A 21,008-nucleotide genomic window follows, 5' to 3' on the forward strand; every position below is an offset into this window, starting at 1 on the left:
TAAACTGCCGCGCATTGCACAGATGCGCTGACTCTTTCCTACGGTACCCCCATGACTTTCGCCACTCTTGGCCTGATCGAACCCTTGCTGCGCGCCCTCGAGACGCTCGGCTACCAGACCCCGACCCCGGTGCAGGCGCAAGCCATTCCGGCAGTGCTGGCCGGTCGCGACCTGATGGCCGCGGCCCAGACCGGTACCGGCAAGACTGCCGGTTTTGCCGTGCCGCTCCTGCAACTGCTGGCCATGGAAGGTCCGAAAGTCACCAGCAACTCGGTGCGAGCGTTGATTCTGGTGCCGACCCGCGAGCTGGCCGAGCAGGTGCATGAAAGTGTGCGTCAGTACGCCGAGCACTTGCCGCTGAGCACTTACGCGGTGTACGGCGGCGTCAGCATCAACCCGCAGATGATGAAACTGCGCAAGGGCGTCGATCTGCTGGTGGCCACTCCCGGTCGCCTGCTGGACCTGTTCCGCCAGAATGCGCTGAAGTTCAATCAGCTGCAGACCCTGGTGCTCGACGAAGCGGACCGCATGCTCGACCTGGGCTTTTCTGAAGAGCTGGCGAACATCTACAAGGCGCTGCCGAAAAAGCGCCAGACGCTGTTGTTCTCCGCGACGTTCTCCGAGCAGATCCGCCTGCTGGCCGGGCAGATGCTCAACGATCCGCTGAGCATCGAAGTCAGCCCGCGCAATGTCGCGGCCAACACCGTCAAGCAATGGCTGTACACGGTCGACAAGAAGCGCAAGCCGGAGTTGTTTGTGCACCTGATGCGCAAGGGCAAGTGGAAGCAAGTGCTGGTGTTTGCCAAGACCCGCAACGGCGTCGACGCGCTGGTGGACAAGTTGCAGGGCCTGGGCGTGAACGCCGACGGTATCCACGGTGATAAACCGCAGGCCACTCGCCAGCGTGCGCTGGACCGCTTCAAGGCCAGCGAAATCCAGATTCTGGTGGCCACCGACGTGGCGGCTCGTGGGCTGGATATCGAAGACCTGCCGCTGGTGGTCAACTTCGACCTGCCGATCGTGGCCGAGGACTACATCCACCGTATCGGCCGTACCGGACGTGCAGGTTCGACCGGCGAGGCGATTTCGCTGGTGTGCGCCGATGAGGTGAATCTGCTGTCAGCCATCGAGATGCTGACCCGTCAGACCCTGACCCGGCATCAGGAGCAGGACTTCGAGCCCGAGCATCGGGTGCCGGATACCGACGCCAGTGGCCAGGTGGTCAAGAAGCCGAAAAAGCCGAAAAAGCCGAAGAAGCCCAAGGCCTCTGGCGGCGGCAAACGCAACCTGGGCAAGTGGGTCGACAGTGGCGAGACCGTGGCTGATGTGCCGGTGAAGCCGGTGCGCAAAGTGCCGGTGTTCAATACCGGGCCGAGGAAGAAGAAGTAGGAAGTTGGGCAGCTTCAAGCTGCAAGTTAGAAGCAGGTCGTGCACCGCTTTAATCTTGCAGCTTGAGGCTTGCAGCTGACAACTTACATCTTACCGCTGAGCCAATCTCTGACCCCCAATCCCGCCGCACGCCCACTGGCAAAACAGGCCGTCAGCAGATAGCCGCCAGTGGGTGCTTCCCAGTCGAGCATTTCCCCTGCGCAAAACACGCCTGGAAGGGCGTTGAGCATCAGGTTCTGATTCATCGCCTCGAACTTCACCCCGCCGGCACTGCTGATGGCTTCGTCCAAGGGGCGGGTCTTGACCAGTGTCAGCGGCAGGGCCTTGATGGCCTGGGCCAGGCCAAGCGGGTCGGTAAAGGTTGCGGCGCTGGTCAGTTCGCGTAGCAGGGCGGCCTTGACGCCGTCCAGGCCCAGCTGGCTGTGCAGGTGCTTGGCCATGGAGCGTGAACCGCGAGGTTTGTTCAGGGCTGCGAGAATTTTATCCACAGGGCGGCCGGGCAGCAGGTCGATGTGCACCGTTGCCGAGCCGTGCAGTTGAATGGCATCGCGAATCGGCGCCGATAGCGCGTAGATCAGGCTGCCTTCAATGCCAGTGGCAGTGATCACGCACTCACCCAGGCGTGGCGTGTCGTCATTCAAGCCGATGGCGATATTTTTCAGCGGCGCCCCGGCGAATTTGCTCACCATCAATTCGCTCCAGGCCGTCACTTCAAACCCGCAGTTGCTCGGCGCTAGTGGGGCAAGATCGACTCCCTGTTGTTCCAGGGGCAGCATCCAGGCGCCGTCGGAGCCCAGGCGTGACCAGCTGCCGCCGCCCAAGGCCAGCATCAAGGCGTCGGGCTTGAGCGCTTTCTCACCGTCGGCGCTGGCGATGCGTACGCTGCCGTCGGCGTTCCAACCCAGCCAGCGGTGGCGGGTGTGGATAACTACACCGCTGTCGCGCAGACGCTTGAGCCAGGCACGCAGCAGCGGGGCTGCTTTCATGTCGGTAGGAAACACTCGTCCGGAGCTGCCGACAAAGGTGTCGATCCCCAGGTCGTGAATCCATTCGCACAGCGCCTGCGCGCCGAATTCGCGCAGCAGCGGGGCAATATGCGGCGCACGCTCGGCGTAGCGCGAAAGAAACGCCGGGTAGGCTTCGGAATGGGTGATGTTCATGCCGCCCACCCCGGCCAGCAGGAACTTGCGTCCGACCGAGGGCATGCCGTCGTAGAGGTCAACCTTGATCCCGGCCTGGCTCAACACTTCGGCCGCCATCAGACCGGCGGGGCCGCCGCCAATAATGGCAACGTGGCGAGGGGAGGGGGCGGAGGACTGGGTCATGGCGTGCGCTGCGGTTCGGCGGAATAAGCGGCGCATTCTAGCAGCAGGTGACCCAGCTCGCGGAATCGGACGAGTCCTGCGTTTGATTTCGGTTGATCAAAAAACAATCAGTGCTCGGCAAGCTATGTGCAGCGTGGCCTGCAGATCCTTTCGCTCAGGTTATCCACAGGCCACTCCACAGCCATTGTGAGTAACGCATCCACCGTTCAATGACAGCCTGATGACTGCCACACTCGTTGCGCGCTGTGATGCAGGATGCCGTGGCGCCGTGCCAGGGCCTGGCGGTCCTTGCTGTAGCCGCCGCCAATCACCCCAACCACGGGAATGTCGCGACCCAGGCAATGGCGCATGACGCTTTCGTCACGTGCAGCGAGACCGGCGTCTGTCAGCTTCAGGTAACCGAGGGCGTCGTCCTTGTGCACATCGACGCCGGCGTCGTACAGCACCAGGTCGGGTCGGTAGAGCGGCAGCAGGTAGTTGAGCGCGTCATCGACCACCTTCAGGTAGTCCGCGTCGCCCATGCCCATGGGCAAGGGGATATCCCAGTCACTCTTGGCCTTGCGCGCAGGAAAATTCTTTTCGCAGTGCAGGGAAACCGTCACTGCGTCCGGGGTATGTTCGAGTATCCGGGCGGTGCCATCACCCTGATGCACGTCACAGTCGAAGATCAGCACCCGCCCGACCCGGCCACTTTCCAGCAGGTAGTGGCTGATCACCGCCAGGTCGTTGAAGATGCAGAAGCCGGCGGGATGATCATAGTGGGCATGGTGGGTGCCGCCCGCCAGGTGGCAGGCCATACCGTGCTGCAGTGCCTGCTCGGCCGCCAGCAGCGAACCGCCGACAGCGCGTACGGTGCGCCGGGCCAGGGCTTCGCTCCAGGGCAGGCCGAGGCGCCGCTGGTCTTCACGGGACAACTCACCGTTCATGTAGCGGTCGATATAGGCGCGATCGTGGGCCAGGGCGAGAACGTCCGGCGGGCAGATGTCCGGACGCAGCAGGAACTGGTCCTGGGTCAGGCCACTGTCCACCAGGTGATCGCGCAGCAGGCGGAATTTATCCATGGGGAAGCGATGCTCCGCGGGGAACTCGGGGCTGTAGTCTTCGTGGTAGATCAGTGGCAGGGACATGTGGATAACGTGGCGTGAATGAGTGAAGGATCCTACCAGCGATATAGACTGGTTGGCAGGGCAACGGAGGGGGAACGATGGAGCCGATACTGCAACTGGAGAGTGCGCGCCTGCTGCTGCGACAGTGGCGTGATGAAGATTTGCCGGCGTTTGCCGCGATGTGCGCCGACCCTCAGGTCATGCGCTACTTTCCAGCGCCCTTGAGTCGCTTGGAAAGTGCCGAATTGATCGGGCGAATCCGTGGACATTTCGCCGAGCATGGTTTCGGTGCGTGGGCGCTGGAGCGCAAGGACAGCGGCGCGTTCATCGGTTTTACCGGTCTGGGTCTGGTCGGGTTCGAGGCGGCGTTCACCCCGGCCATCGAAATCGGCTGGCGCCTGGCGCGTGAACACTGGGGGCTGGGTTACGCCAGCGAAGCAGCGTGGACCGCTCTGCGCTGCGGCTTTGATCGGTTGTCCCTGGATCAGGTGGTGGCATTTACCGCGGTGGATAACTCGCCGTCGGAGAAAGTCATGCAGGCGATTGGCATGCAGCATGATCCGGCAGGGGATTTCGATCACCCCAAACTGCCAGCCGATCATCCGCTGAGTCGCCACCTGCTGTACCGCATTTCCCGCGAGCAATGGTTGAAAACCATGCATGGCTAAGCCGGCCTGGATGTTTACAATGCGTGTATTGGTTGGCTCCGGCCAACATTCGAATCGACCGCCGCAGCCACGACTGCGCGGCATTGCTCTGTAGGAGAGTCTGAATGAGTCATGTGCTGGATGATCTGGTCGACTTGCTGACCCTGGAACCCATCGAAGAAAACCTGTTCCGTGGTCGCAGCCAGGACCTCGGGTTTCGCCAGTTGTTCGGCGGCCAGGTACTGGGCCAGTCGTTGTCTGCTGCCAGCCAGACCGTCGAAGAAGCACGGCATGTGCATTCGATGCATGGTTATTTCCTGCGTCCGGGAGACGCCGGTTTGCCGGTGGTTTACCAGGTTGACCGGGTCCGCGATGGCGGCAGTTTCAGCACCCGTCGGGTGACTGCGATCCAGAAGGGCAACCCGATCTTCACCTGCAGCGCCTCGTTCCAGTACGACGAAGAAGGCTTCTTTCACCAGACTGAAATGCCGGTTGTGGTCGGTCCGGAGAACCTGCCGACCGAACTGGAAATTACCCAGCAGTTGGCCCATCTGATCCCGGAGCACATGCGCGAGAAATTGCTGTGCCCGAAGCCGATCGAAGTGCGCCCGGTCACCGAGAAGGACCCTTACAACCCGCAGCCCGGGGATCCGATCAAGTACGTCTGGTTTCGCGCCGACGGTGCCCTGGCAGACATCCCCGCCCTGCATAAGTACCTGCTGGCCTACGCCTCGGACTTCGGTTTGCTGACCACCTCGATGCTGCCCCACGGCAAATCGGTCTGGCAGAAAGACATGCAGGTCGCCAGCCTTGATCATGCGCTGTGGTTCCACGCCGACCTGCGTGCCGATGACTGGCTGCTCTACGCCATGGACAGCCCGTGGGCCGGCAATTCGCGCGGTTTCTCCCGGGGCAGCGTGTACAACCGCGCCGGCAAACTGGTGGCCTCGGTCACGCAGGAAGGCTTGATTCGCCATCGCAAGGATTGGGCATGAGCCTGTCCCAGGTTCGACATTGGGTGTTCGACATGGACGGCACGCTGACCGTCGCCGTGCATGATTTTGCGGCGATCCGCCAGGCGCTGTGCATTCCTGCCGAGCACGACATCCTGACCCATCTCGAGGCCTTGCCTGCCGAGGAAGCTGCCGCCAAACATGCCTGGTTGCTGGAGCACGAGCGCGATCTGGCGCTGGGTTCGACACCGGCCCCCGGCGCGGTGGAGTTGGTGCGCGAACTGGCAGGGCGGGGCTATCGCCTGGGCATCCTCACGCGCAATGCCGGTGAACTGGCGCATATCACCCTCGAAGCCATCGGCCTGGCCGACTGTTTTGCGATCGAGGACGTACTGGGGCGTGACGATGCGCCTCCCAAACCTCATCCCGGTGGCCTGCTGAAACTGGCCGCCGCCTGGCAGGTCGCGCCGGCGGACATGGTCATGGTCGGCGATTATCGCTTCGATCTGGATTGTGGCCGCGCCGCGGGCACGCGCACCGTGCTGGTGAACCTGCCGGATAATCCCTGGCCCGAACTGACCGACTGGCATGCAGCCGATTGCCAGGCGTTGCACCAGCTGCTGCAGGCTTGAGCCTGCAACGCTTTACCAGCGAAACAGCGCGTCCTGTCCCTGGGGCGAGGTGAACATCTTGTCGCCGCTGTGGCCGACCCCGGGCACTGCCACCAGATGCTGATTCAAGCCCTGCGGGTGGCGCTGCGTCAGGTACTTGAAGTAGTTGAGCCCGCGCACCTGGCGTGACGGTCCCTGGGCCAGGGCGGCGCAGCTTTTATCCAGGGCGGGTTGTGCGGCATCGGTGTCCAGTTCCCCGAGCAGGTAGGTGATGTCGCGCTCGATGTAACGCTTCTCCAGGGTCTGTGCCGTCTCGCCTTTGGCATAGTCCGGTAGATGGTTCAGACCATACTTCCAGTCATTGAAGGTGGGACATTTCGTCGAGTTGAGCGCAACGGGTCGCTGTTTGTCGAAGTAGGCGTAGGACGACGGATTGGCAATCACGTATCGCACCTTGACCCCGGCCTGGCGCAAGGCGGGTTGGTCCTCTCCCAGCATGGCGAAACGCTGCACGACCTGGGCGCCGCCGGAGTGACCGGCAATCACCACTTCCTTGAGCGTCGGGTATTCCAGGCGGTTGCTCAAGCGGGTCAGCAATCGATCGAGTACGGCATAGGAACTCAGGGCTTCGGGGCCGGTGGACAGGTCGCCGGCCATCCATTCGTTGCCGCGCCAGCGCAGTACGTTGTCAGGTAGTTGGTGGCGAGCCACATCGGTTTCATTGAGAAACTGTGGTGCGATCACCAGGGTCGTGGCGCTTTGGCCAGCCTGGCGCGCAGCTTTTTCGGCACTTTGCCGGTAGGTCTCGGCGTTGCGCAGGCGGCCGTGGAGGATGATCAGCACCCGCTGGATTTGCGGTGAAGTCTGGCTGACGCCCACGGCCAACTCACCGACACCCAGATCCAGGCGTCCGGGGCTGATGTCTTTCACCCCCTGGTCGGCGGCGTGGGCGGTGGGGCCACCGATCAACAGAACACAGACAGCGAGCCAACGTATATCCATTTAGAGACTCTTCGAGGCAAAGGTATCGCATTGACTGATCTGGCCCTGGGCAAACCCGGCCTTGAACCAGCGTACCCGCTGTGCCGATGTGCCGTGAGTGAAGGAGTCCGGTACCACGCGACCCTGGCCCTGTTGCTGCAAGCGGTCATCGCCGATGGCGTTGGCCGCATTCAGTGCCTCTTCAATATCACCCGGCTCCAGCCAGTTCAAACGCTTTTGCGCGTTGTTGGCCCACACACCGGCCAGACAGTCGGCCTGCAACTCCTGGCGCACCAGCAGGCCACCGTCACCTTCCATGCGCTGGCCTTGTTGGCGCGCGGCCTGAATTTTCGCGGAAACGCCGAGCAAGGTCTGCACGTGGTGGCCGACTTCGTGGGCGATGACGTAGGCCTGGGCGAAGTCGCCGGCGGCGCCGAAGCGTTGGGACATTTCCTGGAAGAAGCTCATGTCCAGGTACACCCGTTGATCGGCCGGGCAGTAGAACGGGCCGGTGGCCGCCGTCGCCCCGCCGCACGCCGAATTGACCCGGCCGCTGAACAGCATCAGCTTGGGCGCTGCATATTGGCGACCGGCCTGTTGGAAGATCTGCCCCCAGGTGTCCTCGGTGTCGCCGAGGATCCGCGCGACGAACTCCGCCTGCTCATCATTGGCCGGCGGCGCCTTGCGAGCCTGGGTGGTGGCAGGGGCTGATTGCTGGTCCATCTGGCCGGCCAGTTGGCCGAGTATCTGCATCGGGTCCTGGCCGGTGATCCAGCCAATGCCGACAATCAGCACAATCGCCGTCAGGCTCAAGCCCTTGCCCCCGCCGAAGCGCATGCCGCCCCCGCCACCCATACCCTCACCACGGGCATCCACCACGTTGTCACTGCGCCGACCTTTTTTCCATAACATGTGGGAATCCTCTACTTACGCGTGGTGATGAGTGTTGCTGCTGTGCGGGATAGGCGCCAGCCCGACCGTCTGACTTTATCGGACGGTCGAGAGTATGGCAGTCGCCGGCCTGGGCTGCCGGACTACAAGGGGTCTGCCGAAAAGGTATCGCACTGCTCGATTTGGCCGTATTCGAAACCCTGGCCGAACCAGCGCACACGTTGCGCAGACCTGCCGTGAGTAAAGGTCTCAGGCATCACTTTGGCGGACGAGTTCCCACGTAGATAGTCGTCGCCGAACGCCGAGGCAGCATTGAGTGCGGCTTGCATGTCTCCCGGCTCGAGCCAGTCCAGGCGTTGTTGTGCATGGTGGGCCCAGACACCGGCCAGGCAGTCGGCCTGGAGTTCCGAGCGCACCTGCAGGCCGTCATCTCCGGCTGTGTGCTGGCCGGCGTTCTGCGCCTCGTCGAAGGGGCGCGAAAGACCCAGCCGAGCCTGCACGTGATGGCCGATTTCGTGAGCAATGACATAGGCTTGGGCAAACTCTCCGAAGTCGGCAACCCGTTCCGCCATCTTGCGGAAGAAATCCAGGTCCAGGTAAACCGACTGGCTCTGCGGGCAGTAGAACGGCCCGACGGCCGACGTCGCGTAACCGCATGCCGACGTGACGCTATTGTCGAACAAGGTCAGTTCAGGCTCCGGGTAGGTTTGATCATAGGGCTTGAACAACGGCTTCCAGGTGTCTTCAGTGTCACCCAGGACGGCGCGGATGAACTCCACCTGTGGATCGATCCGGGGTTGCTCTTTGTTCGCTGGCAAGTTGTCCAGGACGACAAAGAGGCCGGGCACGGCGACTGCACCCAGCCACATACCGACCTTCTGGCCGATGCTGAATCCGGTTTGGCGAGTGTCCTTGACGTTGTCACTGGGACGGGCTTTTTTCCATAACATGTTGATCTTCCTTGTACGGTGAGCGGCTTCATTGCCTGACATGTGGATAACAGTTACGAGGGCGTTGGAGACGGTAAATAAGTCAACGCGCACGTGCTCGGTTCCAGATTTTGCGCTGACTTGTTTATCTTTTAGAATTGGCCATCCCACTCTGGAAAATCACCATGGCCGGCAGTCAAATCGAACGCGTTTTCAGTGTGCTGGAAAGCCTCACCCGCGACCCGCGAGGTCTGCCGATGCAGGTACTGGCCGAGCAACTGCAGATTCCCAAGAGTGCCACCCATCGGCTACTCGCCGAGCTGATCCGCCTGGGTTATGTGCGACAGAACCCGGATAACCTGCGCTATCACCTGTCGACCAAACTGGTCGCCATGGGGTTTCGCTACCTGTCCGGCAGCGGGGCAGACATTGTCCAGCCGGTGCTCGACCGGTTGGCCCAGGAAACCGGTGAACTGGTGCGCCTGGGGGTGATCGAAGGTGAGCGCCAGACCTGGATCGCCAAGTCCCAGGGCGCGCGTTCGGGCTTGCGCTACGACCCCGACATGGGGCGTGAGGCGCCGCTGTTCTACACCGCCTCCGGCCACGCCTGGCTGGCCTGCATGAGCGATGCCGAGGCCTTGGCACTGGTTGAGCGCCAGGCCAGCGACGAGCCGCTGGAGATCGGGCCGAATGCACCGCGCTCCAATATCGAACTGCTCGAGCGCCTGCGCCTGGCCCGTGAACATGGGTATGCCTGGGTCGAGGAAAGTTCGGCAGTGGGCACCTCGGCCATTGCCGCGGTGGTGCGCGACCCTCTCGATGGACGGGCGGTCGGAGTGCTCAGTGTCGCCGGCCCCAGTGCACGATTGCCGCAGGAGCGCCTGCACGAATTGGCGGCGGTCTTGTTGCAGTACACCGAGGAACTGTCAGCCGCCAGTCAGGCTTCGGCGTTGTTCAGCCGTTGAGTGTCGGGAAAATATGTGCGCGGATCGAACGCTTTATCGGCGTGCCTATGTTAAAAAGTGGAATTGAGTTCTAAATTGTAGGGCGCTATGACAGCCCCACAACAGGAGTGCACGGTGAGTACGCCACTGTCTGGTATCAACCAACCCTTCAAAGGCATCGTGCTGGTCATTGGCGCCACCCTGTTGTTTTCCACCCACGACGCCTTGTCCAAATACCTCTCGGGCTTTTACCCGGTGATAATGGTCGTGTGGGCCCGCTATCTGGTGCATACCTTGCTGATGGCCGGGATATTCCTGCCCCAGTCCGGGCTGCGTGTGCTGCGTACCCGACGACCGCTGCTGCAGTTGCTGCGGGCCTTGTGCCTGTTGGGTACCAGCCTGCTATTCACCACCGGGCTGTTGTACATCCCGCTGGCGGAAGCCACGGCGGTCAACTTCCTTGCGCCGGTGCTGGTGACGGCATTGTCGGTGCCGCTGCTCGGCGAGCGGGTCACGCGGGGGCAGTGGCTGGCAGTGATTTGCGGATTTGTCGGGGTGCTGATCATCGTGCACCCCGGCGGTGAACTGTTCACCCCGGCGGTCTTGCTGCCATTCTGCTCGGCCTTGTGCTTCTGCTTTTATCAACTGCTGACGCGCAAGCTCGCCGAGATCGACAGCCCGACCACCAGCAACTTTTTCGCGGGCTTGTGCAACACCTTGATCATGAGTGCGCTGGTGCCGATGTTCTGGCAGGTGCCGAGTATCGGTCACGGGTTGATGATGCTGGCGCTCGGGACCTGCGGCATGACTGCGCACCTGTTTCTGACCCAGGCGTTCCGTCACGCGGCGCCTGCGCTGCTGGCGCCCTTTGGCTACTGTCAGATCGTGTTTGCCGGTCTGCTGGGCTGGTTGTTGTTTTCCCACACGCCGAGCCTGACCACCATTCTGGGCATCGTCATTATCTGCTTGAGTGGCCTGGCGGCGGCCTGGCAACAGCGCCGTCGTTGACCAGGCATGTTGCGCAGGCCCGGGCGGGCCTGCGCGAAGGGCGGGTCAGTCTTGCAGGTCGGGGATCTTGCGCGGGGCCATGAAGTACATCCAGGTCAGCGCGATGAAGTACATCGCCGGAATCATGGTGAACAGCACGGTGTAATTGTTGTTTGTGACCGTAAGAATGTGCCCCACCAGTTGGGTCATGAACATCCCGCCGATCGCCGCGCACATGCCGCCGAAGCCGAACACCGTGCTCATCATGTGCTTGGGGGTGTAGTCCATCACCAGGCTCCAGATGTTCGCCGTCCAGGCCTGGTGCGCACCGATGGCCAGGGAGATGGCGAACACCGCTACCCACAGGTTGCTCGAGCCGGCGGCAATGATCACACCGATGATGCAGCAGGCAAACAGCAGCATCGACATCAGCCGCGCCTTGATCGGGTTGATGCCGCGGCCAATCAGGAAGGACGAGAGGATGCCGCCGCCGACGCTGCCGAAATCGGCGGTCAGGTAAATGATGATCAGCGGGATACCCATCTGGGTCACGTTGATCCCCAGGTTGTATTGCTGGTTGAGGAACGGCGGCAGCCAGTACAGGTAGAACCAGAACACCGGGGCGGTCATCGAATAGGCGAGGGCGAAGGCCCAGGTGCCACGCATGCGCAAGATGCGCGAGAACGGCACACGGGTTTGCTCGGGTTCGACCTGGTCCTGGATGTAGTCCAGTTCCGATTGTTTGACGCTCGGGTGATCTTCCGGGTTGAAGTACTTCAGGCCCCAGAACAGCAACCAGATCCCACCCAGTGCCGACATGCACAGGAAGGCTGCCTGCCAGCCCCAGACATGCAGGATCAACGGCAGCAGCATCGGGGTGAACATCGCGCCGACGTTGGTCCCGGCGTTGAAGATGCCCGTAGCCACTGCCCGTTCGCCGGCGGGAAACCACAAGCGTGTGGTTTTCACGCAGGCGGGGTAGTTGGCGGCCTCGGTCAGGCCGAGGATGAAGCGGCAAACCATGAAGCCTACCGCCGAGGTCGCAAGACCGTGGGCACCGGTGGCCAGGCTCCAGAGCAGCACGGCGCAGAAGAACACGCGCTTGACGCCCACCCGGTCGATCAATCGACCCTGCAGGACAAAACCGATCGCATAGCCGACCTGGAACCAGAAGTTGATGTTGGCGTAGTCCATCGCCGTCCAGCTCATTTCCTTGGCCAGGATTGGCTGCATGACGCCCAGTGCGGCGCGGTCGATGTAGTTCAGGGTGGTGGCGAAAAACACCAGGGCGAGCATGCCCCAGCGGGTTTTGCCCACGGCCATGGCACCGCGGATCTTGTCGCCGATGCCGGCGTGTGTGGCGTTCAGGCTGGGAGCCATGCGCGAACTTTGTGAAGGAATCATGTGTGCCATCCGTTCAATGACTGACAAGCAGGGCTTGTCGGGGCTTCAAGGGCGCGTGATCGATCTTCGGCAGGCGCAGGTGGGCGCGCAGCCAGAGGGATCGGTCGAGAGTGTTCGCCGGCGTTGTGGGCCGGGTTCAGTCAATGAAGCCGGGTCGGCGAGGGGTGTCCGGGCGCTGATACGGATGGGCGGCGGTGCGGGGCAAGGCGTTGAATGAAAGCATGAGCGTGTACCCGATTTTTGACATTTTTATGGTGTGTTCTGGGTCTTTGGCCATTGAGGTCGATGGTTTAGGCGCGGCTTCAATGTGCTGTCGATGGTGCGCAGCGAGCAAAAAATCGTCAATTCGCCAACGGCCATTTTGTTCGATAATCGCACAGTAAACTAACTGGTTGGTACACTTTGAATTGCTGTAATGATGCGCCAGGCCAATAATTTACGCCATGCCAAACGCGCCAGCCCGCGATCCCTCCAATAACAACCGCCCAGCGTCGGGAGTTCAGACATGCAGCGTTCCATTGCCACCGTTTCCTTGAGCGGTACCCTGCCGGAGAAGCTCGAAGCCATCGCTGCCGCTGGTTTCGACGGGGTGGAAATCTTTGAGAATGACCTGCTGTACTACGATGGCAGCCCACGGGAAATCCGGCAGCTGTGCGCTGACCTGGGCATCGCCATCACCCTGTTCCAGCCGTTTCGTGACTTTGAAGGCTGTCGCCGCGAGCGCCTGCCGCGCAATCTGGAGCGCGCGGAGCGCAAGTTCGACCTGATGCAGGAACTGGGTACCGACCTGGTGCTGGTGTGCAGCAACGCCTCGGCCGACAGCACCGGCGATCAGCAGATTCTCGTCGATGACCTGCACCTGCTTGCCGAGCGTGCTGGCGCCAGGGGCCTGCGCATTGGTTACGAGGCGCTGGCCTGGGGCCGTCATGTGAACACTTATCAACAAGTGTGGAACATCGTGCGCCAGGCCGACCATCCCGCCCTGGGGGTGTTGCTCGACAGTTTCCATACGCTGTCGCTCAAGGGGGATCCGCGCGCGATCGCCGATATCCCGGGCGACAAGATTTTCTTCGTGCAGATGGCCGACGCACCGATCCTGGCCATGGACGTACTGGAGTGGAGCCGGCATTTCCGCTGCTTCCCCGGCCAGGGCGAATTCGACTTGCCGGGCTTCCTCGCGCCGATTATCCAGAGTGGCTACAACGGCCCCCTGTCGCTGGAAATCTTCAACGATGGCTTTCGTGCTGCCCCGCCCAGGGCCAATGCCGCTGATGGTCTGCGCTCGCTGTTGTACCTCGAGGAAAAAACCCGCGAGCGTCTGGCGCAGCAAGCCAACCCGGCACCGCAGCCCGAGATTCTGTTCGATACGCCGGCGGCCAGCGCCTACGACGGCATCGAATTCCTGGAGTTTGCCGTCGATGAAAGTCTGGGTGCGAAGCTCGCGCTTTGGCTGGAGCGCCTGGGGTTCGTCAAGGCCGGGCAGCATCGCTCGAAGAACGTCAGCTTGCTGCGCCAGGGCGATATCAATCTGATCCTCAACTCCGAGCCCTATTCCTTCGCCCACAACTTTTTCGAGGCCCACGGCCCGTCGTTGTGCGCAACGGCCGTGCGGGTCAAGGACAGCGTCAGTGCCCTGGCGCGTGCAGTGGCCTACAAGGGACAACCCTATCGCGGGCTGGTCGGCCCGAATGAACTGGAACTGGCCGCCGTGCGGGCGCCGGATGGCAGTTTGATCTACCTGGTGGATGAGCGTGCCGACGTCTATGGCACCGACTTCGTGCTGCCGCCCGTATCCCATGCGGGTGGGGGGCTCAAGCGTATCGATCACATGGCCATGGCACTGCCAGCCGACAGTCTCGACAGCTGGGTGTTGTTCTACAAAAGCCTGCTGGATTTCGAGGCCGATGATGAGGTGGTCCTCCCCGATCCTTATGGCCTGGTGAAGAGCCGTGCGCTGCGCAGTCGCTGCAGCTCGATTCGCTTGCCGCTGAACATTTCCGAGAACCGCAATACGGCCATCTCCCATGCCCTGTCCAGTTATCGTGGCTCCGGTGTGCACCACATTGCCTTCGATTGCGATGACATCTTTGCCGAGGTCAGTCGGGCCAAGGAGGCCGGGGTGCCGCTGCTGGATATTCCGCTCAACTATTACGACGATCTCGCCGCACGGTTTGATTTCGACGATGAGTTCCTCAGTGAACTGGCTTACTACAACGTGTTGTATGACCGCGATGCCCAGGGTGGAGAGCTGTTCCACGTGTATACCGAGCCGTTCGAAGGGCGGTTCTTCTTCGAGATCATCCAGCGCAAGGGCGGCTATGCCGGTTATGGCGCGGCGAACGTCGCCGTGCGCCTGGCCGCGATGGCCAAGTCGCGCAGTGGTGCGGTGCGTCAGCCCAAGTTGTAGGAATTTGGTAAGTTCAGGGGCCTAAGCGGTGGCTGATACTTCCTTCGCTGCCCCTCGCGGGCTCATAATCGCCAGCTGTTCAGTGATGGCCTTGAGCCCGGAATGAGAATGACCACAGACCTTACCGTAGCGCCCGAGGCGTCCGCGCTCGAGCCGCGCAAGAGTCGCAAGAACAACCCGGAAAAGACTCGCGAGAATATCCTTCAGGAAGCCATCGTCGAGTTTGTCCAGCAGGGCTTGTCCGGCGCGCGTGTGGATGCCATCGCTGAGCGAATCCATACTTCCAAACGTATGATCTATTACTACTTCGGCAGTAAGGAGCAGTTGTACGTCGAGGTCCTGGAAAAACTCTATGGTGATATCCGCAGCACCGAAAACCGCCTGCACCTTGCCGAGTTGGCACCGCAGGAGGCCATTCGGCGCCTGGTGGAATTCACGTTCGATCACCACGACCGCAATGTGGATTTCGTGCGCATCGTCAGCATCGAGAACATTCACAACGCCGAATTCGTCAAGCAGTCGCAGCCGATCAAGGCGATGAACAACACCATCCTCGATTCACTGGGCGTAATCCTGCAGCGGGGGGCCGAGGAGGGGATTTTTCGCCAGGGCCTGATCGCGCTGGACGTGCACTTGCTGATCAGTTCGTTCTGTTTTTACCGGGTATCGAACCGCCACACCATTGGTGAGATCTTCCAGATCGATCTGCCCAATGAAGCGATCAAGCAACGCCATCGCGAGATGATCTGCGAGTCGGTCCTGCGTTATCTGCAAGCGTGAGCGCGAGTGGGGCACCGCACGCGCCCCACGATCGAGTTCACTGATTCATCTGGTGAAAGTGCTCCAGCATGCGCCGCGCATCCGGCGCGACGCCGCTGAACAGTTCGAACGCCTTGACCGCCTGGAACACCGCCATGTTGCCGCCATCCAGGGTGCGACAGCCGAGGCTTCGGGCGACGCGCAGCAGTTCGGTTTCCAGCGGAAAGTAGACGATTTCTGCCACCCACAATTCGCTGCGCAGCCACTCGGCCGGCACCGGCATGCCCGGTAGCTTGGCCATGCCCATGGGTGTGGTATTGACCAGGCCGTCGGCGCGCGCCATGGCGCCCTGCAGGTCATGGCCGGCGCAGGCCCGGCCGCTGCCGAAACGCTGATTGAGGTTATCCGCCAGGCTTTGCGCGCGGCTGTTGTCCACATCAAAAATACTCAGTGTCTGTACGCCCTCGCCCAGGAGTGCGTGGGCCACTGCCGCTCCCGCGCCGCCGGCGCCCATCTGCACTACACGTTCGCGGGCGACGCCGTCCAGACCGCGCCGAAAGCCTTCGGCAAACCCCAGGCAATCGGTGTTGTGGCCGATGCGTTTGCCGTCCTTGAGCACCACGGTGTTCACCGCGCCGATGCCTTGGGCTTCCGCCGAGAGTTCATCGAGCAACGGCAGGATGGCCTGCTTGCACGGGAAGGTGATGTTCAGGCCGGTGAAGTTCGTGCGCTCGGCGGCCTTGAGCAAATCGCCGAGGGCGCTGCTGTCGAGCTGCAACTGATCGAGGTCGATCAACCGGTAGAGATAGCGCATGCCCTGGGCATCGCCTTCATGCTCATGCAGCGCTGGCGTGCGTGAGGCCTGGATGCCGGCGCCAATCAGGCCGGCGAGCACTGTTGTGGTCTGCGACATGGTGTTCATCCCTGCAAGCGCTGGCTGAAGTGGGCGAGCGCCAGGCGATATCCATGGCTGCCAAACCCGCACAGCACCGCGGTGGCGATGGCGGAAACGAAGGAATGATGGCGGAAGGGTTCACGGGCATGGACGTTGGACAGGTGAACCTCGATGACTGGCAATTCGCTTGCAACCAACCCATCGCGGATCGCCACCGAGGTGTGGGTCCAGGCTGCCGGGTTGATGATGATCCCGGCACAGCGGCCCCGAGCACCATGAATCCAGTCCAGCAACTCGCCTTCGTGGTTGGTCTGGCGGAATTCGACCTTGAGCCCGAACTCCTCGCCAGCCTGGCCGCAGAGTGCCGAGATGTCGGCCAGGGTTTCGTGGCCATAGGTGGCAGGCTCGCGGGTGCCCAACAGGTTCAGGTTGGGGCCGTTCAGCACCAGGATAATCGGGGCCATCGAGGGCGTTCTCCATTGTTGTTCTTGGTATGGGCCGAATGAGGATCGGCTGTGAGAACAAAATGTACCGAATGGTTACTTTTTTCAATGGGTCGCCCTTCGAGATGCCAGGCGGGCCTGCAAAGAGTGTTCGATGATCGGACGGCCGTGCGCGGGGAAAAAACTGCTTACCGTTTCTTCCGCTGCTGCCGGGTAGCCGGGACTAGCCTGAGCGAGGCATTGCCGGCTGGCGTTGGGGTGCCAGTCGTCGGAGTTCCACTCAAAAACCTAACGGATGGGTTAGCATGAAAATATGCAGCTACAAGGGACTGTCCCTGGTGATCATGTTGCGTGACGAGCACTGCCCGCCCCATGTACATGTCGATGCCGGCACATGGGGCGCGCGATTCGTTTTCAGCTTTTGGCACAACGCTGTCGAACTCTGGGATGTCGTCCCGCTGTCGCGTCGCCCGCCTCTGGCGGTTCTCGAAGGGCTGCGGCAAATCCTCAGGCAGGCCGTCCACTTGCGCCGCGCACGGCGTATCTGGTGGACAAAGCTGCGAACGACCTGTCTGGGCAATCAATTGTGGGATGGGAAAATCAACGAAGTGGTGCTGATCAACCTGGATGACAGGCCGATCTACCGGATTGCCTCGGCTCGATATGACATCTGGAGCAATTCAACCCTGATGGATCTGGAGGGCGCACCGCAAGGCGTGGAGATCAGCTTATGAAGACGATACAAGCAAAGGATCCAGTGGATCGTCCGTTGACTGCGGCAGCGCTGGACGCGGCCATCGAGCGGGGGCGGGCCAATCGCAGTGGGGTGAATGCCCGTCGCGTCAGCGTCGAAGGGCAGCATCTGGCAATTGGATTCGAGGATGGCAGTGCCGTGCTGCTGCCACTGAAGCATTACCCGGAGTTCGGCGATTTCGCCGAGGCGGATTTCGAGGATTTGCAGGTTGGTTTTGCCGGTACCGCGCTGTGTCACGAAGGCAAGGACCTGCACCTGTCCATCGCCGGGATGATCCAGGCCAGTAAACCGCTGATGGACCTGGCGGCCTCGGTTATTGCCAGCCGCAATGGCCGCCAGAGCAGTCTCGCCAAGGCCCAGGCAGCTCGCGCCAATGGGCGCAAGGGTGGGCGTCCGCGCAAGGTCGACAACCCTCTTTAGGCACGCACAAAAAAGCCGTCTTCACGACGGCTGTCTTGTTACCTGCTTGAACCATCAGCGGCGGGTCAGCATGACCCCGGATTCCATGTGGTGAGTCCACGGGAACTGATCGAACATCGCGCAGCGGGTGATGCGGTGCGTGTCATGCAATTGGGCAATGTTGGCTGCCAGCGTTTCGGGGTTGCACGAGATATACAGGATGTTGTCGAAACGCCGGGTCAGTTCGCAAGTGTCCGGGTCCATGCCAGCGCGTGGCGGGTCGACGAACACGCTGCCGAATTCGTAGCTCTTCAGGTCGATACCCTGCAGGCGACGGAACGGACGCACTTCGTTCAGCGCTTCGGTCAACTCTTCGGCGGACAGGCGCACCAGGGTGACGTTATCCACAGCGTTTTCGCTGAGGTTGCTCAGGGCCGCATTCACCGAGGTCTTGCTGATTTCGGTGGCCAGCACTTTACGCACGCGGGTCGCCAGGGGCAGGGTGAAGTTGCCGTTGCCGCAATACAGCTCCAGCAGATCATCGCTGCGCTCGCCCAGGGCGTCGTAGGCCCAGTTGAGCATCTTCTGGTTCACCGTACCGTTGGGCTGGGTGAACGCGCCTTCGGGTTGGCGATAGCTGAAGGTACGACCGCCGACTTCCAGCTTCTCGACCACGTAATCCTGGCCAATCACCTCGCGCTTGCCCTTGGAGCGGCCGATCACGCTGACATTCAGCTCGGCGGCCAGTTGGGTCGCCGCCGCGTGCCAGTGTTCGTCCAGTGGCCGGTGATAGCACAGGGTAATCATCGCATCGCCGGCCAGGGTGGTCAGGAACTCCACCTGGAACAGCTTGTGGCTCAGGGCCGCGCTGGCCTGCCAGGCGGCCTTGAGCTGCGGCATCAGTTGGTTGATGCGCAGGCTGGCAATCGGGAATGCTTCGATCAGGATCGGCGTGCGCTTGTCTTCCTGGGAAAACATTGCGTAGTGACGCTCGCCGGCTTCACGCCACAGACGGAATTCGGCGCGCAGGCGAAAGTTGGCCAGCGGTGAGTCGAATACCGCCGGTTCAGGTGCATCGAACGGTTTCAGCAGGTCGCGCAGGCGCGTGACCTTGTCTTCGAGCTGAACGGCGTAAGCCTGGGAATCGAATGTCATGCGTTGAACCAACCCAACTTGATCACGAACAGAATGGAAAGAATCACCAGCGCCGGGTTCAATTCACGACCACGACCGGACATCAGTTTGATCGCCGTCCAGGCGATGAAACCGAACGCGATGCCGTTGGCGATCGAGTAAGTGAACGGCATCGCCAGGGCGGTGATGACCACGGGGGCGGCGACGGTGATGTCATCCCAGTCTATTTCCGCCAGGCCGGAAGTCATCAGCACGGCGACGAACAGCAGGGCTGGCGCAGTCGCGAATGCCGGGACGCTGGCGGCCAGTGGCGAGAAGAACAAGGCCAGCAGGAACAGGAACGCGACCACGATCGCCGTCAGGCCGGTACGACCGCCGGCGCTGACGCCCGCGGCCGACTCGATGTAGCTGGTGGTGGTCGAGGTGCCCAGCAGGGAACCAGCCATGGCGGCGGTACTGTCGGCGATCAGCGCACGACCCATTTTCGGCATGTGGCCGTCCTTGCCCATCAGGCCAGCACGTTTGGCCACGCCGATCAGGGTGCCGGAGTTGTCGAACAGGTCGACGAACAGGAAGGCGAAGATCACGCTGACCAGGCCGATGTCCAGCGCGCCCTTGATGTCCAGTTGCAGGAACGTAGGCGCGAGGGAAGGCGGCATCGACACCACGCCACCAAATGGCGTGAAGCCCAGGGCGATCGAGGCGATGGTCACCACCAGGATGCCGATCAGCACGGCACCGCGCACGGCAAGGGCTTCCAGGGCGACGATCAGGGCAAAACCAAGGGTCGCGAGAATGGGGGCCGGTTGTTTCAAGTCGCCCAGGCCGACCATGGTCGCCGAGTTGCCAACCACGATACCGGCGTTGTGCAGGGCAATCAGTGCGAGGAACAGGCCGATACCCGCAGCGATGGCCGAGCGCAGCGGCAGCGGGATGCTGTTGATGATCCATTCACGAATGCGGAAGATCGACAGCAGAAAGAAGCACACGGCCGAAATGAACACCGCACCCAGCGCCACTTGCCAGGTGTGGCCCATGTGCAGGACCACGGTGTAGGTGAAGAAGGCGTTCAGGCCCATGCCTGGTGCCAGTGCAATCGGGTAGTTGGCGATCAGGCCCATTACCGCGGAGCCGATGGCGGCTGCCAGGCACGTCGCGACAAACACCGCGCCCTTGTCCATGCCGGTCTCGCCGAGGATGCTCGGGTTGACGAACAGAATGTAGGCCATGGCCAGGAAGGTCGTGACGCCCGCAAGAATCTCGGTCCGCACGTTGGTGTTGTGTGCCTTGAGTTGAAACAGCCTTTCCAGCATGTCTGCTCCCCGTGGCGCGTCTTGCGCCGTGAATGTATCGACTTCAACAGCAAAGCACAGACCGCTGCAGGCGCCTGGATTTTTCTGTCGGTCGGAAAAAGCCGCGCATCATACCAGCGGAAAACGTCAATGGCTGCCTGCATCTGTGCCAGATGTGCCGACAGCCCGCATGTGGCGGGTCAAGCGGTGTTTTTGCCAGTTCCGCCACTGGTGCATACTGCCGGCTCGTTTTGTGGGGGGCGTATGAAAAACAGGGTTTCGGCTTTAATGACAGGTCTTTGGCTGGCGATGGCGGCCGCAACGGCCTCGGCGGCTTCCGCGCCGCCACTGACCGAGATAAAGGTGCTCAAGGTCCAGTCGCCGTCCTGCGGCCTGGAGGACATCCGCCCCGGGCAGGTGCAAACCAGCTGTGATCACCAGGGGCCGAACATCAAGGTCTACGTGCTGGAAGTCGGCTATGGTCGCGCGCCCCAGGTTGCTCTGGACGGGATTGAGGTCAACGGCGTGCGTGAACGGGTGTGCGCCTACGACAATGGCAACCTGACGGAGTGCTCGGGCGCCGTGAGCAAGATCGTCGGCTTCCTCTATATCTTTGATCTGGCCGACAAGCAACGCGGCACTTTCACCTTCAGCAATACCTCGATCAACAGCCCGGGCAACACCCTGGCGACCCAGCTTTACATCAAGTAGTTGCCCGATCGTCCACAGGGTCAGAGCCGCTGGCTGCAAAGCTGACT

The 21,008-nt window shown here is 61.8% G+C and carries 21 protein-coding genes; 11 read left to right on the top strand and 10 right to left on the bottom strand.

Features of this window, described 5'->3' with window-relative positions; all coding sequences use genetic code 11:
* The first annotated feature begins 51 nt into the window (after positions 1 to 51).
* Positions 52 to 1,389, top strand: a complete 1,338-nt coding sequence (gene rhlE1, locus ACZYR5_RS26345) for an RNA helicase RhlE1 (RefSeq protein WP_489092299.1) — start codon at positions 52 to 54, stop codon at positions 1,387 to 1,389.
* Between the two features lie 83 nt (positions 1,390 to 1,472).
* On the opposite strand, the gene ACZYR5_RS26350 is transcribed toward rhlE1, so the two are convergent.
* Together ACZYR5_RS26350 and ACZYR5_RS26355 are read right to left on the bottom strand one after the other, a co-directional pair.
* Positions 1,473 to 2,714, bottom strand: a complete 1,242-nt coding sequence (locus tag ACZYR5_RS26350) for a TIGR03862 family flavoprotein (RefSeq protein ID WP_489092300.1) — start codon at positions 2,712 to 2,714, stop codon at positions 1,473 to 1,475.
* A gap of 206 nt (positions 2,715 to 2,920) precedes the next feature.
* Positions 2,921 to 3,841 (bottom strand): histone deacetylase family protein, encoded by a 921-nt coding sequence (locus ACZYR5_RS26355; protein ID WP_489092301.1) that lies wholly within the window; start codon positions 3,839 to 3,841, stop codon positions 2,921 to 2,923.
* A gap of 77 nt (positions 3,842 to 3,918) precedes the next feature.
* On the opposite strand from ACZYR5_RS26355, the gene ACZYR5_RS26360 reads away from it, so the two are divergent.
* The 3 genes from ACZYR5_RS26360 (at position 3,919) to ACZYR5_RS26370 (ending at position 6,052) form a co-directional block, all read left to right on the top strand.
* Positions 3,919 to 4,488 (top strand): GNAT family N-acetyltransferase, encoded by a 570-nt coding sequence (locus tag ACZYR5_RS26360; RefSeq protein WP_489092302.1) that lies wholly within the window; start codon positions 3,919 to 3,921, stop codon positions 4,486 to 4,488.
* 104 nt (positions 4,489 to 4,592) lie between these two features.
* Complete coding sequence (gene tesB, locus ACZYR5_RS26365) at positions 4,593 to 5,462, top strand: acyl-CoA thioesterase II (RefSeq protein ID WP_027617801.1); 870 nt, start codon at positions 4,593 to 4,595, stop codon at positions 5,460 to 5,462.
* The gene (locus ACZYR5_RS26370; RefSeq protein ID WP_489092303.1) at positions 5,459 to 6,052 is read left to right on the top strand and encodes an HAD family hydrolase; all 594 of its coding nucleotides are present in this window, start codon (positions 5,459 to 5,461) and stop codon (positions 6,050 to 6,052) included. Before tesB ends, ACZYR5_RS26370 begins: the two co-directional genes overlap by 4 nt.
* 12 nt (positions 6,053 to 6,064) lie before the next feature.
* On the opposite strand, the gene ACZYR5_RS26375 is transcribed toward ACZYR5_RS26370, so the two are convergent.
* The 3 genes from ACZYR5_RS26375 to ypfJ (ACZYR5_RS26385) all read right to left on the bottom strand — a co-directional run bounded on the left by ACZYR5_RS26375 (position 6,065) and on the right by ypfJ (ACZYR5_RS26385) (position 8,853).
* On the bottom strand, positions 6,065 to 7,033 hold the full coding sequence (locus ACZYR5_RS26375; RefSeq protein WP_489092304.1) for an alpha/beta hydrolase: 969 nt from the start codon (positions 7,031 to 7,033) through the stop codon (positions 6,065 to 6,067).
* Positions 7,034 to 7,924, bottom strand: a complete 891-nt coding sequence (gene ypfJ, locus ACZYR5_RS26380) for a KPN_02809 family neutral zinc metallopeptidase (RefSeq protein WP_489092305.1) — start codon at positions 7,922 to 7,924, stop codon at positions 7,034 to 7,036.
* A gap of 122 nt (positions 7,925 to 8,046) precedes the next feature.
* Complete coding sequence (gene ypfJ, locus ACZYR5_RS26385) at positions 8,047 to 8,853, bottom strand: KPN_02809 family neutral zinc metallopeptidase (RefSeq protein ID WP_489092306.1); 807 nt, start codon at positions 8,851 to 8,853, stop codon at positions 8,047 to 8,049.
* A gap of 164 nt (positions 8,854 to 9,017) precedes the next feature.
* Here ypfJ (ACZYR5_RS26385) and ACZYR5_RS26390 point away from each other — a divergent pair, with 164 nt between their 5' ends.
* Positions 9,018 to 9,797 carry an IclR family transcriptional regulator gene (locus tag ACZYR5_RS26390; protein ID WP_489092307.1) on the top strand — a complete coding sequence of 260 codons (780 nt, stop codon included), beginning with the start codon at positions 9,018 to 9,020 and terminating at the stop codon, positions 9,795 to 9,797.
* An 87-nt stretch (positions 9,798 to 9,884) separates the two neighbouring features.
* Positions 9,885 to 10,784, top strand: a complete 900-nt coding sequence (locus ACZYR5_RS26395) for a DMT family transporter (protein ID WP_489092308.1) — start codon at positions 9,885 to 9,887, stop codon at positions 10,782 to 10,784.
* A gap of 45 nt (positions 10,785 to 10,829) precedes the next feature.
* Here the strand turns inward: ACZYR5_RS26395 and ACZYR5_RS26400 are convergent, their stop codons facing one another.
* Complete coding sequence (locus ACZYR5_RS26400; protein ID WP_489092309.1) at positions 10,830 to 12,167, bottom strand: MFS transporter; 1,338 nt, start codon at positions 12,165 to 12,167, stop codon at positions 10,830 to 10,832.
* Between the two features lie 505 nt (positions 12,168 to 12,672).
* Between ACZYR5_RS26400 and quiC the strand changes: the two genes are divergently transcribed.
* Together quiC and ACZYR5_RS26410 are read left to right on the top strand one after the other, a co-directional pair.
* Entirely contained in the window at positions 12,673 to 14,574 is a 1,902-nt protein-coding gene (quiC, locus tag ACZYR5_RS26405; RefSeq protein ID WP_489092310.1) for a 3-dehydroshikimate dehydratase QuiC, read from the top strand.
* A gap of 102 nt (positions 14,575 to 14,676) precedes the next feature.
* The gene (locus tag ACZYR5_RS26410; protein ID WP_489092311.1) at positions 14,677 to 15,354 is read left to right on the top strand and encodes a TetR/AcrR family transcriptional regulator; all 678 of its coding nucleotides are present in this window, start codon (positions 14,677 to 14,679) and stop codon (positions 15,352 to 15,354) included.
* Between the two features lie 37 nt (positions 15,355 to 15,391).
* Here the strand turns inward: ACZYR5_RS26410 and ACZYR5_RS26415 are convergent, their stop codons facing one another.
* Entirely contained in the window at positions 15,392 to 16,246 is an 855-nt protein-coding gene (locus tag ACZYR5_RS26415) for a shikimate dehydrogenase (RefSeq protein ID WP_489092312.1), read from the bottom strand.
* A gap of 5 nt (positions 16,247 to 16,251) precedes the next feature.
* On the bottom strand, positions 16,252 to 16,692 hold the full coding sequence (aroQ, locus tag ACZYR5_RS26420) for a type II 3-dehydroquinate dehydratase (protein ID WP_489092313.1): 441 nt from the start codon (positions 16,690 to 16,692) through the stop codon (positions 16,252 to 16,254).
* 284 nt (positions 16,693 to 16,976) lie between these two features.
* On the opposite strand from aroQ, the gene ACZYR5_RS26425 reads away from it, so the two are divergent.
* Together ACZYR5_RS26425 and ACZYR5_RS26430 are read left to right on the top strand one after the other, a co-directional pair.
* Entirely contained in the window at positions 16,977 to 17,405 is a 429-nt protein-coding gene (locus tag ACZYR5_RS26425) for a DUF4160 domain-containing protein (RefSeq protein ID WP_489092314.1), read from the top strand.
* Positions 17,402 to 17,845 carry a DUF2442 domain-containing protein gene (locus tag ACZYR5_RS26430; protein WP_489092315.1) on the top strand — a complete coding sequence of 148 codons (444 nt, stop codon included), beginning with the start codon at positions 17,402 to 17,404 and terminating at the stop codon, positions 17,843 to 17,845. Before ACZYR5_RS26425 ends, ACZYR5_RS26430 begins: the two co-directional genes overlap by 4 nt.
* Positions 17,846 to 17,899: 54 nt before the next feature.
* Here the strand turns inward: ACZYR5_RS26430 and trmA are convergent, their stop codons facing one another.
* Positions 17,900 to 18,979 (bottom strand): tRNA (uridine(54)-C5)-methyltransferase TrmA, encoded by a 1,080-nt coding sequence (gene trmA, locus ACZYR5_RS26435; protein ID WP_489092316.1) that lies wholly within the window; start codon positions 18,977 to 18,979, stop codon positions 17,900 to 17,902.
* Positions 18,976 to 20,271, bottom strand: a complete 1,296-nt coding sequence (locus tag ACZYR5_RS26440) for an NCS2 family permease (RefSeq protein WP_489092317.1) — start codon at positions 20,269 to 20,271, stop codon at positions 18,976 to 18,978. The genes trmA and ACZYR5_RS26440 overlap by 4 nt, the downstream gene beginning before the upstream one ends.
* Before the next feature lie 243 nt (positions 20,272 to 20,514).
* Here ACZYR5_RS26440 and ACZYR5_RS26445 point away from each other — a divergent pair, with 243 nt between their 5' ends.
* Positions 20,515 to 20,961 carry a DUF4879 domain-containing protein gene (locus ACZYR5_RS26445; protein WP_489092318.1) on the top strand — a complete coding sequence of 149 codons (447 nt, stop codon included), beginning with the start codon at positions 20,515 to 20,517 and terminating at the stop codon, positions 20,959 to 20,961.
* The last annotated feature ends 47 nt before the right edge of the window (positions 20,962 to 21,008 follow it).

The organism is Pseudomonas sp. F007 (assembly GCF_057814275.1).